Source organism: Candidatus Defluviibacterium haderslevense, from assembly GCA_016712225.1.
GTDB lineage: Bacteria > Bacteroidota > Bacteroidia > Chitinophagales > Saprospiraceae > Vicinibacter > Vicinibacter haderslevensis.
Genome location: JADJRL010000003.1, coordinates 2,998,301 through 3,015,841, shown reverse-complemented (window position 1 = coordinate 3,015,841; position 17,541 = coordinate 2,998,301). Strand labels below are relative to the sequence as shown.

The 17,541-nt window shown below is 34.3% G+C and carries 13 protein-coding genes; 1 reads left to right on the top strand and 12 read right to left on the bottom strand.

The genetic code is table 11. The features are described 5' to 3' along the window. The 12 genes from IPK88_11715 to IPK88_11660 form a co-directional block, all read right to left on the bottom strand. Positions 1-1,371 carry a UDP-N-acetylmuramate--L-alanine ligase gene (locus IPK88_11715; GenBank protein MBK8244083.1) on the bottom strand — a complete coding sequence of 457 codons (1,371 nt, stop codon included), beginning with the start codon at positions 1,369-1,371 and terminating at the stop codon, positions 1-3. Continuing rightward, positions 1,372-2,478, bottom strand: coding sequence for an undecaprenyldiphospho-muramoylpentapeptide beta-N-acetylglucosaminyltransferase (gene murG, locus IPK88_11710; protein ID MBK8244082.1), 1,107 nt, complete (start codon positions 2,476-2,478; stop codon positions 1,372-1,374). It abuts the gene before it with no gap. After that, positions 2,450-3,646, bottom strand: a complete 1,197-nt coding sequence (locus tag IPK88_11705) for an FtsW/RodA/SpoVE family cell cycle protein (GenBank protein ID MBK8244081.1) — start codon at positions 3,644-3,646, stop codon at positions 2,450-2,452. The genes murG and IPK88_11705 overlap by 29 nt, the downstream gene beginning before the upstream one ends. Continuing rightward, entirely contained in the window at positions 3,646-4,923 is a 1,278-nt protein-coding gene (gene murD, locus IPK88_11700; GenBank protein ID MBK8244080.1) for a UDP-N-acetylmuramoyl-L-alanine--D-glutamate ligase, read from the bottom strand. Before murD ends, IPK88_11705 begins: the two co-directional genes overlap by 1 nt. 34 nt (positions 4,924-4,957) lie before the next feature. Then, positions 4,958-6,214, bottom strand: coding sequence for a phospho-N-acetylmuramoyl-pentapeptide-transferase (locus tag IPK88_11695; protein MBK8244079.1), 1,257 nt, complete (start codon positions 6,212-6,214; stop codon positions 4,958-4,960). A gap of 124 nt (positions 6,215-6,338) precedes the next feature. Next, positions 6,339-7,799 (bottom strand): UDP-N-acetylmuramoyl-L-alanyl-D-glutamate--2,6-diaminopimelate ligase, encoded by a 1,461-nt coding sequence (locus IPK88_11690; protein ID MBK8244078.1) that lies wholly within the window; start codon positions 7,797-7,799, stop codon positions 6,339-6,341. Between the two features lie 9 nt (positions 7,800-7,808). Further along, on the bottom strand, positions 7,809-9,932 hold the full coding sequence (locus IPK88_11685) for a transpeptidase family protein (GenBank protein ID MBK8244077.1): 2,124 nt from the start codon (positions 9,930-9,932) through the stop codon (positions 7,809-7,811). Positions 9,933-9,936: 4 nt separating this feature from the next. Then, complete coding sequence (locus tag IPK88_11680) at positions 9,937-10,260, bottom strand: hypothetical protein (protein ID MBK8244076.1); 324 nt, start codon at positions 10,258-10,260, stop codon at positions 9,937-9,939. Between the two features lie 2 nt (positions 10,261-10,262). Then, entirely contained in the window at positions 10,263-11,168 is a 906-nt protein-coding gene (rsmH, locus tag IPK88_11675; GenBank protein ID MBK8244075.1) for a 16S rRNA (cytosine(1402)-N(4))-methyltransferase RsmH, read from the bottom strand. Beyond that, positions 11,161-11,613, bottom strand: coding sequence for a division/cell wall cluster transcriptional repressor MraZ (mraZ, locus tag IPK88_11670; protein ID MBK8244074.1), 453 nt, complete (start codon positions 11,611-11,613; stop codon positions 11,161-11,163). The genes rsmH and mraZ overlap by 8 nt, the downstream gene beginning before the upstream one ends. 967 nt (positions 11,614-12,580) lie before the next feature. Continuing rightward, positions 12,581-13,618 carry an MCE family protein gene (locus IPK88_11665; protein MBK8244073.1) on the bottom strand — a complete coding sequence of 346 codons (1,038 nt, stop codon included), beginning with the start codon at positions 13,616-13,618 and terminating at the stop codon, positions 12,581-12,583. Between the two features lie 73 nt (positions 13,619-13,691). Further along, on the bottom strand, positions 13,692-14,798 hold the full coding sequence (locus IPK88_11660; GenBank protein MBK8244072.1) for an N-acetylmuramoyl-L-alanine amidase: 1,107 nt from the start codon (positions 14,796-14,798) through the stop codon (positions 13,692-13,694). Positions 14,799-14,916: 118 nt separating this feature from the next. Here IPK88_11660 and IPK88_11655 point away from each other — a divergent pair, with 118 nt between their 5' ends. After that, the gene (locus tag IPK88_11655; protein ID MBK8244071.1) at positions 14,917-17,541 is read left to right on the top strand and encodes an LPS-assembly protein LptD; all 2,625 of its coding nucleotides are present in this window, start codon (positions 14,917-14,919) and stop codon (positions 17,539-17,541) included.

Genomic DNA, 17,541 nt, shown 5'->3' with positions numbered 1-17,541 from the left:
TTACTTTAGGATTTTGATTAGGTCTGGAATCAATGTATCTAAATCACCTGCCCCTAAGGTTATTAATACATCCAATTCCATTTTTTTTAATTCATCTACCAAATTTATTTTTTGGATCATGAATTTATTTGGATTGATACATTTATCAAAGATAGTAGCGGAACTTATATCTTCAATCGGTTCTTCTCTTGCGGGATATAATTCAACTAAAATAATGCGATCCAATTGATCCAAAACATGAGCAAATTCTTGAGCAAAATCTTTGGTTCGCGAATATAAATGGGGTTGGAAAATTCCGGTAATATGACGAGATGGATAACAAGATCGTACTCCCTCAATGGCTGCTTTTAATTCTTCCGGATGATGTGCATAATCATCGATCAACACCTGATGTTGCCCTTCAAATTTCCATTCAAATCTTCTTTGAATTCCCAGAAAAGAATTTAAAGCGGTTCTGATTTGCTGTTCTTTTAAACCTAATGCTACTGCTACACGAATTGCTGCTGTTGCATTTTGAATATTGTGATTGCCGGGCATTCTTAATTTCAATTGTTTAAAATGATTTCCCAAATCATCTTGGTAATCAAAATTTATCCAACCGTTATCATTATTTGAAATGACACAAGAAACCGAGCCCAATTTAAATCCATACGTAAGTAATTGAACAGATGGATTAAGTTTGGATTTAAATAATTCTAGATCGGAAACTTGAATATGATCACTCATTAACAGCAAACCCCCTTCCTGTATCTGACTTGCAAATTCGACATAGCTTTCTACCATGTTTTCCCGACTTCCATATATATCTAAATGATCTGCATCTAAAGATCCAATGATGGCAATGTTCGGATATAATTGTAAAAAAGATCGATCATACTCATCAGCTTCTTCAATCATCCAATCGTTACCGACATCAATGTAATTACTATTATAATTTTTTGTAATTCCTCCAAGGAATGCCGTAACTGGCATTTTGGAGTCAATTAATACATGTGCTAATATAGAACTTGTCGTTGTTTTACCATGGGTTCCTGCAACTGCAATATTTTTTACGACCGATGTTATTTCTCCTAATACTTGAGAACGCTTTTTGACAGGTGTACCCAACTTAATAAAATGTTTATATATGTTCATTGATTTTGGAATAGCAGGAGTCATGACCACCAGATCTATATCTGTTGGAATCAATGTCATGTCATCTGTATAATGTATCTGCATTCCTTCTAAAATCAATTGTTTAGTTAGTATTGTTTCTGTCTTATCATATCCATAAATAAAAATACCTCGTTTATTAAAAAAACGTGCTAATGCACTCATTCCAATTCCACCTATACCCAAAAAATATATTTTCTTCAATTGATCCAACATCACTTAATTTTTCTCCACCAATTGATCAATACACTTAGCAATTTCTTTAGCCGCTTCTGGTTTTGCCAAATGCTTTAAAGCACTTTTTATTTTCTCTTGTGAAAGTTGATCATCCAATAGTGACATCACTTCTTTCCACAAACCCTGTTTTGCATCCTTATCCAAAACCATTCTTGCAGCACCCTGACTAATCATGGACTCAGCATTCTTCCGCTGATGGTCTTCTGCAACATTTGGCGAAGGCACCAGTACAGCAACGGTATGAGTCGCTGCCAATTCAGAAATGGTTAATGCACCTGCTCTAGCTATTGCAACATCAGCTATTGCATAAGCTAAATTCATACGATCAATGAATGCAAGCATTTTAACATTCTTTAGTTGCGCTATTGGAGTTAATGCAAACTCATCAATAAATTGTCGACCTACCTGCCACAAAATTTGAAGATCATCACGATGCTTTAACATTTCATATTGCTCCGCAATAACTTCATTTAAAGTTCGTGCTCCAAGACTTCCTCCAAATACACAAATCGTTTTTTTGTTTGGATCTAATCCATAATATTGAAATGCATCTAGCCGATTTACAGGAACAATAAATTCTCGTCTAACCGGATTTCCAGTGTTTACCAATTTACTCTTTTCAAAAAAGCGATCCATTTGTTCAAAAGCCACACATATGCGACTAGCCTTTGATGCCATAATTTTATTGGTAACTCCGGCATAAGAATTTTGTTCTTGAATCACAAAAGGTATATCATTCCAAGCTGACATTCTCAATATCGGACCACTTGCATACCCTCCTACTCCAACTACCACATCTGGTTTAAATGATTTCAATATTCGATTTGCTTGTAACAAAGATTTTATCAATCTATAAACTAGTGTTACATTATGCATGGTAAATTTCCTTTGAAATCCACCTATATCTAATCCAATAATTTTGTACCCGGCTTTCGGTACTTCCTTCATTTCCATCTTACCCTGTGCTCCTACAAATAATATATCTGCATCAGGATGCAATTCTTTAAAAGCATCCGCAATGGCTATGGCAGGAAAAACATGCCCACCTGTTCCGCCGCCACTAATCAATACCTTCATTAGATGAAACATTTTGATCCAAATCCACATGAGTATCTGGTTCCAACTTCAAGGCATTTATATTTTTACTTACACTGATAATCATTCCAAATGCAATGCTTGTGAATAATAATGAAGTCCCTCCCATACTGACAAATGGAAGTGTTAATCCAGTTACTGGAACAACACCTAATGATACTCCCATATTAGCAAAAGCTTGCATTACAATATTAAATCCAATACCAATGGTTAACATAGCACCAAATGCTTTTGGTGTTTTTGTAACCACACTTACACAATGACCTAATAACATTAAATAAATAACGATCAATCCAATGCCTCCCAATAAGATTCCCCATTCTTCACAAATGATGGCATAAATAAAATCTGCATAAGAATATGGAATAAAATTTCTTAACATACTATTTCCTGGTCCCTGTCCAAATAATCCACCTCTAGCAATTGCAATCTTAGCTTGTTGAACTTGATACCCTCCTTCTTCAACATAAATAAATTCATTTATCCTGGATATCCAAGTACTAACTCTTATCGAGTCGGGTAAAAATTGTCCAATAAAAATTAAAAAAGCAAACATCAGAATTCCAAATAAACCCAATATTAAAATATACTTTATGGAAACACGGCCCACAAATAACATCATAATACAACATACAAAAAGTAATGCTGAAGTCGAAAAATTAGATGGTGCTATCAAGCCACAAACAACTAACACAGGTAACATAATCGGAACAAAAGCAGTTTTAAAACTTTTGATATAATCCTGTTTTGCTGAAATAGACCTTGCAACATAACATATCAATGCAATTTTGGCAAAATCAGAAACCTGAAACGTTATATCCAAAAATGGAACTTGAATCCAGCGTTTTGCCTGATTCACATTAACACCAAAAAACATTGCCCACACCAATAGTATAACTGCAATGATCAATAAAACAGGTGCCAAACGGCTAAATTCTGAATATTGAACTTGACTTACTATCCAAGCTAATACCAAACCACCTAAAATAAATGGAACATGCTTAAATAAAAAAAACAAAGTATTATCAGAATTGTATTTTGTCAATGAAATAGAAGCACTATACACAGCCAATAAGGAACATAAAGACAATAAGATGATGATGGTCCATAAGAACCTATCACCTTTTATTCCTTCTTTTATATGTGCAAAATCAGTTATCATTAGTTTATACTTAATTTTAATTGCGCTACTTCACTTTTAAATAAATCACCCCTATGCATATAATTTGTAAACAAATCAAAACTTGCACATGCCGGAGATAGTAATACAATATCTCCTGGTTGTGCATGATGAAATGCTTCCTTAACAGCATGTTTCATATCATGTGTATCAACACTTGTGACTTCTTGTCCAAATGTATCTATTAATTTCTTGTTATCTTTTCCTAAACAAATAAGTGCTTTCACTTTTGTTTTTACTAAAGGCTGCAAAACCTCATAATCATTTCCCTTATCTTGTCCACCAGCGATCCAAACTACATTAGATTTCATTGCATCCAATGCATAATATACAGCATCTACATTAGTTGCTTTACTGTCATTTATAAAATGTACCTCATTAATTTTATCAACCCATTCCAAACGATGTGGATCGTTTTTAAAACTATTAACAGCTTCTTGAATCTGATCAATGGTTAAACCCAATTCTAACATGGCGTGACCTGAGCAACCTACATTTAATGCATTATGCTTGCCTTTTAAATTAGAATGCTCCAGCGTTAAAAAAACCTGATCCTGTTCAATAATCTGATCGCTTTCATTTAATAAAACGTCAACTGCTATTTTTTCACTTTCAATCGGATGGTCTACTAAATAATTTAATACAACAGGATCTTGACTATTATAAATAAAAACATCATCCTTACTTTGATTCATAGCAATACGAAACTTAGATTTAATATAAGGTTCGAATTGATATCCGTACCGATCTAAATGATCAGGAGTAATATTCAAAAGAATCGCAATATCTGGTTTAAATAATTCAATACCATCTAATTGAAAACTACTCAATTCAATGACATAATATGCAGCATCTCTTTCTGAAAGACTTCTTGCAAATGAATAACCTACATTTCCAACTTTTTGGACATCATATCCATTGGCATTTAAAATATGGTAACACAAATTAGTTGTAGTGGTCTTACCATTGCTACCTGTAATTCCTATAATTTTACCATTACAATATCTAAAAGCAAATTCAATTTCGGAAACGATTTTAACTCCAATTTGATTAAAATGTTTCACAGGCGCCGCATGATCCGGAATTCCGGGACTCTTAATAATTAGCGTTGGAATAATATCATAAATAATCTGATGCCCATTTTCTTCAAAGTCTATTTCTAATTCTATTAATTCATGTTTAGCAGCAGCTGATATTGGTCCCATATCACTTACAAAAACAGGCAAGCCATGTTTCCTGGCCAGCTTTGCTGCACCCATTCCACTTTCACCGCTTCCTAGTATTATGATCAATTTATCTAACTTTTAAAGTAATGATAGTAATAACCGCTAAAATCAATGACACTATCCAAAAACGCATAGCAATGGTTGATTCATGCATTCCCTTTTTCTGAAAATGGTGATGTAAAGGTGACATCAGAAAAATTCTTTTGCCCTCACCAAATTTTCCCTTGGTATACTTAAAATAGCTTACCTGAATAACTACTGATAAGGTTTCAATAATAAATACACCACACAATACGGGAATTAATAATTCCTTTCTCAATAGTATTGCTAAAACAGCAATAATTCCTCCTAATGTCAGGCTTCCCGTATCACCCATAAATACTTTCGCAGGATAAGCGTTGTACCAAAGAAAACCAACACATGATCCTAAAAATGCAGCTGCAAAAATGACCAGCTCTCCCGTGTATGGCAGATAAAAAATATTTAAATAATTTGCTATAATTGAATTACCAGATACGTATGCCAATATCGCCAATGTTGCTGCAATAATTGCAGAGACACCTGTGGCTAATCCATCAAGTCCATCTGTCAAATTTGCAGCATTCGAAACAGCGGTTACAATAAAAATTACAAATGGAATAAATAATATCCACAAAAATGAACCTGTATTATCTCCAAAAAAAGCAGTCAACCATGCATAATCAAAACTATTACCTTTAAGAAAAGGCACATTGGTCAATGACGACTTAACATAGACATATTCTATAGATTTATTTTTTACATTGTCAAAAGAAATAATTTCTTGCTCAATAGTATAATGGTATTTCAATGCTTCTGCTTTAGGCATTCGAACAACAACTTTCTCATGAAACAACATCACTACAGCAACTACAATACCTAAAACTACTTGACCTAATATCTTAAAGATAGCCTTTAGGCCTTGTTTGTTTTTTAAAAATACCTTGATGTAATCATCTGTGAAACCAATTATTCCTAACCATAATGTTGTGAATAACATGACTTGAATGTATACATTATCCAACTTAGTTAATAATAAACTTGGCACCATGATCCCAAGAATAATAATCAATCCACCCATAGTTGGTGTCCCCTCTTTTTCTTTTTGACCAGACAATCCTAAATCACGAACCGTCTCGCCAATTTGCAGCCTTTTCAAAGAACGTATGATGCGATTTCCAAACCACATCGTTATAATTAATGAAATAATTACAGCAAGTCCAGCTCGGAACGATATGTATTGAAACAATCGTCCGCCTGGAAGATGAAATAATTTTTCAGTAAATTGAAATAAATAATATAACATGCCTTTTTTGTTAAACGAAAACATTTAACAGTACAGCAGGGATTCAAGCCCGTTGGTTGAATGGGTCCTGCTGTATCTGTTAAAACCAACCTGAGAATGATAATAGAACCTACTCTATTTTCTTTTATATCTTAAACAAATATGTTTTTAACTTTTCTTTGTCATCAAATGGATACTTTTTTCCTTTGATTTCTTGATAAGATTCATGGCCTTTTCCAGCCAATAAAATAATATCATTTTGTTTACTTATCATGCAAGCTGTTTTAATAGCTTGTTCCCGATCTTCGATAATTAGATATTTTGATTTCATTGATTCATCAATTCCAGCTTCCATATCTGCAATGATTAACAATGGATCTTCATCTCTTGGATTATCAGAAGTCAATATCACCTTGTCACTTTTCTTTACTGCAATTCTTGCCATTTCTGGTCTTTTTGTTATATCGCGATTTCCGCCGCATCCTATAACTGTTATGATTTGTTGTTCGCTTTTGCGCAACACTAATATATTATCTAATACTTTTTCTACAGCATCCGGCGTATGGGCATAATCGACGATACCCACCTTACCATTTTGCTCATTTCTAATCCATTCAAATCTACCTGCGACTGATTTTTGCATAGATAATTTTTCTAAAATATCCGATTCATCTTCGCCCAGAAGTAATGCAATACTCAATACAGCTAATAAATTATATGCATTAAATTCTCCAATAAGTCTCGAATACCATTCATGAGTATTGTATTTTAAATGCAAGCCTATAAAGCTGTTTTCAATAATTTTAAATTTATAATCTGCCAGAGTACGTATGGCATAAGTATATTTAATTGCTTTTGTATTTTGTAACATGACTTCACCATGTATATCATCAATGTTAGTTAAAGCAAAAGCTGTTTTATCAAGTTTATCAAAAAATAATTTTTTAGTATTAATATAATTTGAAAATGTTTTATGATAATCTAAATGATCATGAGTAATATTTGTAAAAACGCCACCCGTAAAATACAAACCACCAATACGCCCCTGATCAATGGCGTGTGAACTTACTTCCATAAACACATGACTGCATTGTTCTTCAATCATGGCATTTAACAATTTGTATAATGAAATGATATCAGGTGTGGTGTGTGTAGAAGGTATTTCTTTATCGTGAATTCTATTAGTAACCGTTGATATTAAACCAGATTTGTATCCCAATGATTCAAATAAATGGTAGCACAATGTCGCTGTTGTTGTTTTACCATTGGTTCCTGTAATTCCGACCAATTTACATTTCTGTGAAGGATAATCAAAATAATGATTGAGTATGTCGGGTAAAATACCTTTAATACTTGTAGTCATTACATAACAAATTCCATCTATCTTCTTTGACGGTTCTGATTCACATAAAATGCAGACTGCTCCATTCTCAATGGCTTGCTCTATAAACAAATGACCATCAGAAAGCAATCCTTTTTGGGCAACAAACAATGATCCTGATTTTACAAGACGTGAATCCTGCTGAATATCAAGAATTAATATTTCCTGATTTCCATAAACAGTGATATCTGTTTGCCCCGTTAATAATTCTATTAAGCTTTTCAAAGAACGATTTTATTCTAATAATAAATCAATACTTTTTGTAATTCTTGGATCGTAGGTTCCAGTCTGTACACTTTGCCAAACTACTTTACCCACACCTTTTATTCTTGTCTCAATACCGAATTCATCCATAATAAATAAAGCATCTCTCAAACCCATACCGGTTAAATCCGGCATTTGGCCTTTCACTTTTTGTTGTGGCAAAGTGTAGACGCCATCATGATCTGAAATGGTACGGACCCAAGAACTTGTTTGTTGATTATGATACGGTAATCCAATAAATGAAAACAGTTTTTCAAAATCCTTTGCAAAGCCATGATTACCTATAGGCAAAACATTCACTGCCAATACCGGATTAGGTTGTTCATTCACCTGATAAGCTACCCGATTGATATCACGCATACAACGATCTGCAATTTTTCTAAAAACCGGAGCTGCTGCTTCACCACCATAAAAACCACCTTGAGTTGGATTGTACACTACCACAATGCAACTATAAATAGGATTTTCACTTGGAAAAAAACCACAAAAAGAAGCTTGGTAATCCTTTTTCTCAAATCCAGTTACGAAATAATTCGTTACTGCTGTTCCGGTTTTTCCGGAAATCGAATACTGCTCAGACTTTATGGCCTTTGCAGTACCAGATTCCAAAACACCTTTTAATAAAGCATTAATTTGCAACAAAGCAGATTCTGATGCTATTGAATCTACTAACACTTTGGGTCTGTAAGTAGATATTTCATTATCATCATCAACTACACTAGAAACAATTAATGGCTTCATCATTTTTCCACCGTTTGCAATTGCATTATAAAAATTAAGAATTTGCAATGGTGTCAATAACATTTCATAGCCCACGCTCATCCATGGCAGAGTAGTACCATACCATTTATCTTTAAAAGCTACAGGATTTTTAATTAATGGTTTAGGTTCACCTTCCAATGCGATTCCAGTTTTCTTAAGTAATCCAAACTTTTCATAATACTGGGCAAACTTTTTTTGTCCTTCAGTAGAACTAAACACACTCCATGCTAATTTTGATATACCAACATTTGATGACTGTTCGAACGCAAATTGAAGATCTACATTCGTGTAGCCGTGCATTTTGGAATCGTTCATCTTTTTATTGTAGAAGTAACATGAACCACCGTTAATATCTACTGGTGTTTTTAAATCGACATGACCATCATCTAATAATGCAAGCGTTGATGCTAATTTCATGGTAGAGCCTGGTTCTGTGGAAAGCCCTACGGCATAATTAAAATCTTCCACATACTCACCAGCCGGGTTTTTACCCAAATTCGCTATTGCCTTTATAGCGCCTGTTTTTACTTCCATGACAACTGCACAACCCTTATCTGCATTATGTTTCGTTAAGGCTTCTGCCAATGCTTCTTCAGCTACTTCTTGTATACCTACATTAATGGTTGTTACTATATCACTTCCTTTTTTTGCCTCAATTTGATTCACATCATCTACTGGTAAATAAATTTTATCACCAACCTTTTTCATGAGACATTGACCTTCCACACCTTTAAGAAAGGAATCAAATGAACTTTCCAAACCGATCGATTGAGCGTTCTCTCTGTTCAATCCTATGGTTCGACTGGCTAAAAATTTAAATGGTTTTTCACGTCGATCTTTTCTAATAACGATCAGTCCACCTTTATTTTGACCACCTCTAAAAATAGGAAATGATTTGAGTAATTCATACTGTTGGAAATCCAATGATCTAGCAATCAATAAGTATCGATTTTCTCGTTGTCTTTCTTTGATTAACCAATTCTTAATTTCTGCAGGAGTTTGGTCCAACATAATGTCGTTAGCTAAACAGATTGCTAAAGAGTCCACATTTTTTTTGAAGACTTCTTTAGTTAGTCCTTTCGCTTTTGTATCCATCCGTATTTCAAAGAACGGTAGGGAAATCGCCAATGGACTCCCATCATCTGCCAGAATTTTGCCTCGCTCGGCCTCAATGGAGATTAATTTAAAATACAATTCATCTGCCATTTTACGCCACTTATCCCCTTCTATATTAGAGATGATAAATGCCTTGCTTGCTAGTATTATTCCGACAAGAATAAACCCAGCCATAACGACATACACCCTAATTAAGAATTCCTTCTTCCGGTCCATAATTTTAATTCTCCACGCGCACTATTTTTTTAGGTGCTTGTTCGCGGATATATATTTCTTTTTCGGATACCTTTTTTGAAATTTGTCCTTCTGTACTATTAAACATAATTCCAGATTTCAATGTCCAGTAATCCCATTTCAATTCTTTTATTTCTTCGCTTAAAACTTGATTTATGCGAATATTTTTTTCTGCATAATGACTATTAGCAATGTATAGTAAACCGAGAATAAAAATCAAAAAGATGTACGGTAGATTTTTGTAAATCATCATCGTACCTACATTGCTGTATTTCTTTCGATCTATTTTAGGCGGTTTATTATAATCCATATTTATATTCGTTCACCAATACGCATTTTACCAGAACGCGACCTTGGGTTTATTTTTATTTCTTGTTCATCAGGCACAATTGCATCTTTTACGATTAGTTTGAATTGTTTTGTTTGCTTCCCAAACATATCGTGCGGATCTTCTTCAAGTTTTCCTTGCTTTAAGAATTGCTTCACCATTCGATCTTCCAAAGAATGATAACTGATCACTACCAATCGGCCACCCGGCTTCAAAATATCTAAAGATTGTTCTAACAATTCCTGAAGACTTTGCAATTCTTCATTTACAGCAATCCTTAATGCTTGAAATAATTGTGCTAAATATTTATTTCGTTTACCATAAATAAATGGAGCTGCCCAATCTGCAAAAAATTGACATCTGGTGAATCGAATTTGCTTGCGGTCTTTAACCAGTTGTGCTGCGATTTTTTTAGCATTGGTTACTTCACCATAATTGCCAAAAATGTTCGCTAACTCAGCTTCACTCGAATTCATAATGATGTCTTCAGCAGTGATTTCCTGGTCTTGATTCATGCGCATATCAAGTGGTGCATCCGAATGAAATGAAAAGCCTCTTTCGTAAGCATCAAAATGATAAGATGAAACACCAAGATCTGCCAAGATGCCATCGATTTTCGTTTCTCCATAATACCTTAGGTACTTCTTTAAATACCTAAAATTTGATTTTATTAAAATGAGTCTTGAATCTGGGTTTGCATTTTTCAATGCTGCTTCATCCTGATCCAAAGCATACAATTTACCATTTGAAGTCAATGATTCAAGAATGCATCGACTATGTCCTCCACCACCAAAGGTTACATCAGCATAAACACCATCCTTGTTGGTTATTAAATGGTTTACTGACTGATGCAGTAAGACAGGTTCGTGACTATATTCTGTTTCAGACATCTTTATGTCTAAACACTTCTTCAGCGAGCTTTGCAAAATCAGCTGGCTCTTCCTGAATCATTTTGAGATAAGCATCTTTAGACCAGATTTCTACCTGATTATGGTATGCCAATAAAATGATGTCTTGCGTTATTCCAGCATGTTCTAATAATGATTTAGGAATAACAATACGAGATGATGAATCAGGATCAACCTGAGTAGCACCGCGGAAGAAAAAGCGAGCGAACTCTCTGTTCTTAATATTATAAGGATTCAGCTGATTGACCTCTTTAGATTTTTCTTCCCATACACTTTGGGGATAGAGGATTAAGCATTTTTCAAAACCACGATTTAACATGAAGCTTTTGTCCAAACCACTTTCGAGTTGTTTTACGAGTGATGAAGGCAGTCTCAATCTGCTCTTTTCATCTAATTTGATCTCGTATTCTCCACTCAGTTTGTACATTCTGTGCGCTTCTTGTTGGTTTGTGGCTCAAAAATACGATAACTTTCCACTTTGCTCCACTTTTTCCCACAAATATGTAAAAAATTTACATATTATTTCCCTTGATTACTAGCGCATAAGCAAAAAAGTGATGCAGTATTCGCAAAATAGTTACAAAAAGAAGTAAAATTGTCCAAAATCATAGAATAAAGTATATATAAATAATACTCAAATATATAACATATATAAATACCACCACTTAAAGATTATAATTATATTATATATGAACAATCGTTTCAAGCTATTCGCTTGAAAACGAGTGACCAATGTGACTCGTTAGATTGTGAACTGTCTCGTCCATGACGAGACGAACAGCAGGTTTGCCCTATTTCTCAATAATGTAATTCTAAATGTCACTCGTTAGATTGTGAACTTTAGTCTCGTCCATGACGAGACGAACAGCAGGTTCAGACTACGTCTCAATAATGAAAATGTAAATCGTTAGATAGGTTGTGGTCATAGATGAAATTTTATAACCCACCTAAATCCTCCCTTGGAAAGGGAGGACTTGTTCACGTTAAATTATAATAGTTCTCATCTCTATTCTAAATGTACTTCCAGTGATTCTGAATTGTATCATCAGTTATGGGCCGAAGTGAGGTCAGACTTAACTATAAATAATGGAAATACTAAATGTCACTCGTTAGATTGTGAACTGTCTCGTACATGGATGACAGCCTAGAACCCACCTAAATCCTCCTCCACCTTTTTGAGTTGGACAAGCTTTGAAAGGGAGGACCTGTTCACGTTAATTTGAATTTGTTTACATCCATTAAATTAAGGTAAAATAGAGGCATACTTTTATAACTAATTTTAGTTCTAAATATGAAATGAAGTACTGATACACTCCCTTCCCTTTCCAGCGGAAAGGTTGGGGATGGGTTCATAATCTTGCCCTAAAATAGTTATTCAGGTTAATAATTAAAGCCTATTTCCCTGCATCGGCAGGATCATTTGTAATCTTCTCATACTTCTCCCCTTTACCGCCAAATACCGATACATGAATGTATCGCTTTGGATTTAAGCGGAGGTCTTGCAATAATAGGTCAAGGTTTTTAGAAGTGCGATCCAGATTATTATAAAGAGATGGATCTTTGATGAGTTTGGTTAGACTACCATTGCCATTTTGAACCTGATTGAGGACATTATTAAGTTCTCCTAAGGTTTTCTTTCCTTCAGCGATGGTTGTGTTTAACGTTCCAACAGCCTGATTAGCATTTCCAACCAATTTACCAGCGTCAGCATCTTTAAGTTGCTTAGTAATACCTTCGATATTGTTTAAACTAGCTCCAATTGAATTCGAATTTTTGGCTAAAGCTGTCGTCAGTTGATCAATATTCTGTAATGATTGGTTGATGTTTTTTGATGACAAACTAATCAAGGTATTCAATTGATTAGAGAGTTGTTCAAGGTGTCGCATTGTTGCATCCAAATTATTTACAATGTGCGCTACCTGTGAGTGAGAATAAGGACCTGATAATGTATCAAAGACATTTCCCAGGCTTTTCCCTAATAATTGAACATAATCTTCAAGTTCGTCTTTAGGAAGCATATTGCTAAGCATACTCTTAACTTCACTTGGGATAGTACCTCTATTCGGAATACAATCTTCTGTACAGTGATGATCAAACCACAAGTCAATAGCCTTTCCACCTAATAATCCTGTTGACACTAAAACAGCTCGAGCAGATTGAGGTAATTTGATATCGCTCTTTACATCCATAGTTACGATAACCTGGTCCGGATTCTTAGGATCCAGGGCCACTTTTATTACACTACCTACCTTAATCCCCCGGGTTAATACTGGTGCAGAGGCATCCAACATTTGGACGTTACTAAATGTAGTATAGTATATTTTAGATTTATCGAACACATTGCTACCCTTAAGATATTTATATCCTATGATTAGTACGGCCAGCGTGACAGCTGCTAGAATACCGATTTTTACTTCACTTGCGATTTTCAAAGATTTCTCAATTTGGAGTGCAAAATTACTTTAATTTTTTAAGTCAAGCCGGAATATTCCAAGATAACTCATACTAATGAGCCGATTTAATAATAAAAGCATCACTAAACCCTATTTGTTTCAATCGTTCACATTCCATGGCCGCATCGGCTTTATCATCAAAATGACCAGTAACATATTGATATAATTCACCCTTTTGTATGATATCATATTGAGGAACGAATTGCCATGCCGGATGATCTTGCACCATGGCACAGGATTTAGAGGCCGCTATTTGGATTTGATAAGTAGATTTATTGATCAATTCCTGATTTAGTGAATTGATACTATAGCCTGATGCAATTCTGTTTATTTTATTGACACCTTTGATATTTAATGCTAATGGTTTTTCTTCAAAATACCTAACTATAGCCTGGCTGATTTCCATAGCTATCTCAATTTGGCCGGCTTCTGAGGCCAAATAAATTTCCTCAGTGGGATTACTCAAATACCCTACTTCAACTAAAATACTAGGCATATTAGCTTGGTGTAAAACTAAAAAACCTGCCTGTTTAACACCACGACTGCCTCCGGGATGATTCAGCCGAAATTGTTCTTCACAATATGAAGCTAGACTAAGACTTTGGCTCAAATATTGATTCTGAAATTGACTCAATAATATATGAGCTTCAGGTGTTTCTGTATCCAACATGGGTTCATATCTGGTTGCATCCTCTTCAAAATGTATAGACTGATTTTCACGTTTGGCTACCAATAAATTCTCCTTTAATTTGTGAATACCCATAACGTAGGTTTCAGTTCCACGCGCTTTAATATTAGTAGAAGCATTACAATGAACGGAAATAAAAAGATCCGCCAGATTCTCATTGGCTATTTCAGAACGACGATGTAATGGAATAAATTCATCCTTGGTTCGGGTTTGAATAATTTCCGTTGATGGCATGGATTCCAATAATATTTGAGCTATTTTAGTACATATAGACACCGTGATATCCTTTTCAGTAGCTATTCTCCCCTTGGCCCCTGAATCATGTCCTCCATGTCCAGCATCCAAAACTATCTTTGGACCACCAATAAATTGTACTTTTGAGTCGTTATTAGCCGATCTAAGGCTGTATGGTAGTAGCAAAAAGACATAGCAATAGCATACAACTTTGGCTTGAAATTCGTAGTTTTTCATGTTTTAGCCTTATTCTGTAAACAAAGATAAACATATTAAACTAATTTATATATATATTTATAAGTATTTTTTGACATTGAGAGTATTTTTTAACATTTTTTGGATCATCTGCTTGTTAATGAGCCTTAATTTAGTGGCTCAGGATACCACTAAATCAGTTAGTCTTTTGGATTCCACTATTCTAGATTCATTACACCAGGATTCATTGCACCAGGATTCATTGGTCCTACGAGGTTTTTCGCTTTATGTTTTGTCCGCCGATTCCATTGAGATTCCCGTAGATTATGGGGCACAGGACAGTATTGTGTTTGATTATGATAAAAAACTTATTTATTTGTATGGTACAGCGTTTATTAATTACACAACAATCCAATTAAAGGCTGACTACATAGTTATTGATATGAATTCCAGCATAGCTACTGCTGAACCCAGAATAGATACATTTGGTCATAAAATTGGCGTCCCGAAATTCAAAGATGGTGATCAAACCTTTGATGCCCAAAAACTTCGCTATAATTTCAAAACCAAGAAAGGCATCATTACTGAAATCGTTACTAAGGAAAATGATATATTCATTTTAGGAAATACCACAAAATTCATTTCAAAACAAGCAGAACATTCTGAAGGGGATGATATCATTTATAACAAAAATGGCATTTTTACAACTTGCGATCAACCGATACCTCATTTTGGTATTTATAGTAATAAGCAAAAAATCATTCCAAATAAATTAATCATTATTGGACCATCAATCGTAAAAATTAAAGGTGTTCCACTTCCACCCCTGATGTTACCTTTTGGTTTTTTTCCAATCTCCAAAAATAAATCGGCTGGTCTTATCATCCCAAAAGATTATGACTATGATGATAAAAAAGGTTTTGGAATCAGAAACATAGGTTACTATTTACCCATCAATGATCATCTGGATGCGACAATTCTATCTGACATCTACTTCAAAGGTTCTTTTGGAATAAAAGTCAATTCGAATTACAAAAAAAAGTATAAATACGACGGAAATTTCGAAATCGGATACAGTCGATTCAAGGAAGAATTAAATGATTCGTATAAAACCAATATTATAAGTCCCATAAGCATAACATGGTATCATAGGCAAGCTCAAAATGCACATCCCTATCAAAACCTTGGCGGAAATATTCATATAACAACGAGCGGTTATGATCGTGCCAATACTCGGGATGCTTATAATCAGCAAAATAATATTCTCACTTCGAATTTAAATTATACCAGAACATTTCCAAATTCTCCATGGTCACTTACAGCTTCGATGAATCATTCCCAAAATCTACAAACCAAAATCATCAATATCACACTTCCCCAATTGGATATCCGAATGAGACAAATCAATCCACTAAAAAACAAAAGAAAGGTCGGTGGGTCAGATAAATGGTATGAACAAATTACATTGAATTATAACACTTCATTTAAAAACAGTGTCACAACTTTTGACTCCATATTATTTGAAAAAGAAATTTTAGACAAACTTCAATATGGTGTTAAGCATAGTCTCAGTTCCGATGTATCTTTTAAATTATTAAAATATTTCAACTTAAGTCCAAGTGTTCGGTATGATGAGGAATGGTTTTTTCGGGCACAGGAGTTGAGTTTTAATCCAGATTCCATATTCAATCCTATTCTGGATGATTCCATGAAATTAATCCGAATAGATACAATCTATGGAAAAATTGACACCCAAATTACCAAAGGATTTTATCCATTGCGAACCTTTTCTGCTAATGCAAACTTGAGTACACAATTGTTTGGTCAGATACTATCTAAGAAAGGATGGTTTAGAGGAATCAGACATCAAGTTATGCCTGCAATTAATTTTAATTTTGCGCCAAATTATCACAAAAGTCCCTATAATTATTTCAAACAAGTAGATACAGATTCCAGAGATAGTTTCAATAAATCATTGGATTACTTAATTTATACACATAGTCCTTTTGGTAGTGCCGGAGTCCCGGGTGAAAATTTTAATATCAATTTTAGTTTAAATAATAGAGTCGAATTAAAATACTATTCTAAAAAAGATTCCACTGCAAAAAAAATAGCCATCATAGAAGGCCTTGGGTTTAATGGTTCGTATAATGTATTTGCTGATTCATTCAAACTCTCTTTGATTTCAGGATCAGGTAGAAATACCTTCTTTAAAGGTCATACCAATATAACATATGGAATCAGTTTAGATCCGTATGAACATCAGATCATCAATGGAAAGGATGTTCGAAAAGACAAATATGCGATTAAAACTCAGGGCAAATTAGCCTATATTTCATTTGCAAATCTTGGCATATACAATAACATTACGATTCAACAATTAATGGCATTTTTTAAAAAGGGAAAACCCAAGGATGAGAATTTGCCTTCATTGGGTGATGTATTTAGTAATTTTTCAATACAACATAATTTACAATACTTATACACAAGGCTAAACTCCGGAAAAGATACCTTATATCAAAGTGTACATTCCATAAATCTCAATGGTTCAATCCCTTTAACTAAAAACTGGAAAGTTAATGTAGGGCAGATTGGATATGATATCTTGCGTAAAGGATTCAGCTATCCGGATTTTGGTTTAGAACGCGACTTACATTGCTGGACTATGAAGTTTCAATACTATCCTTCTGCTAAAGCTTTTTCATTCTTTATTGGAGTTAAACCGGGATCACTAGAATTTATCAAAATACCAAATAATCAGAATCTTACCGGAGGGGGTCGATAG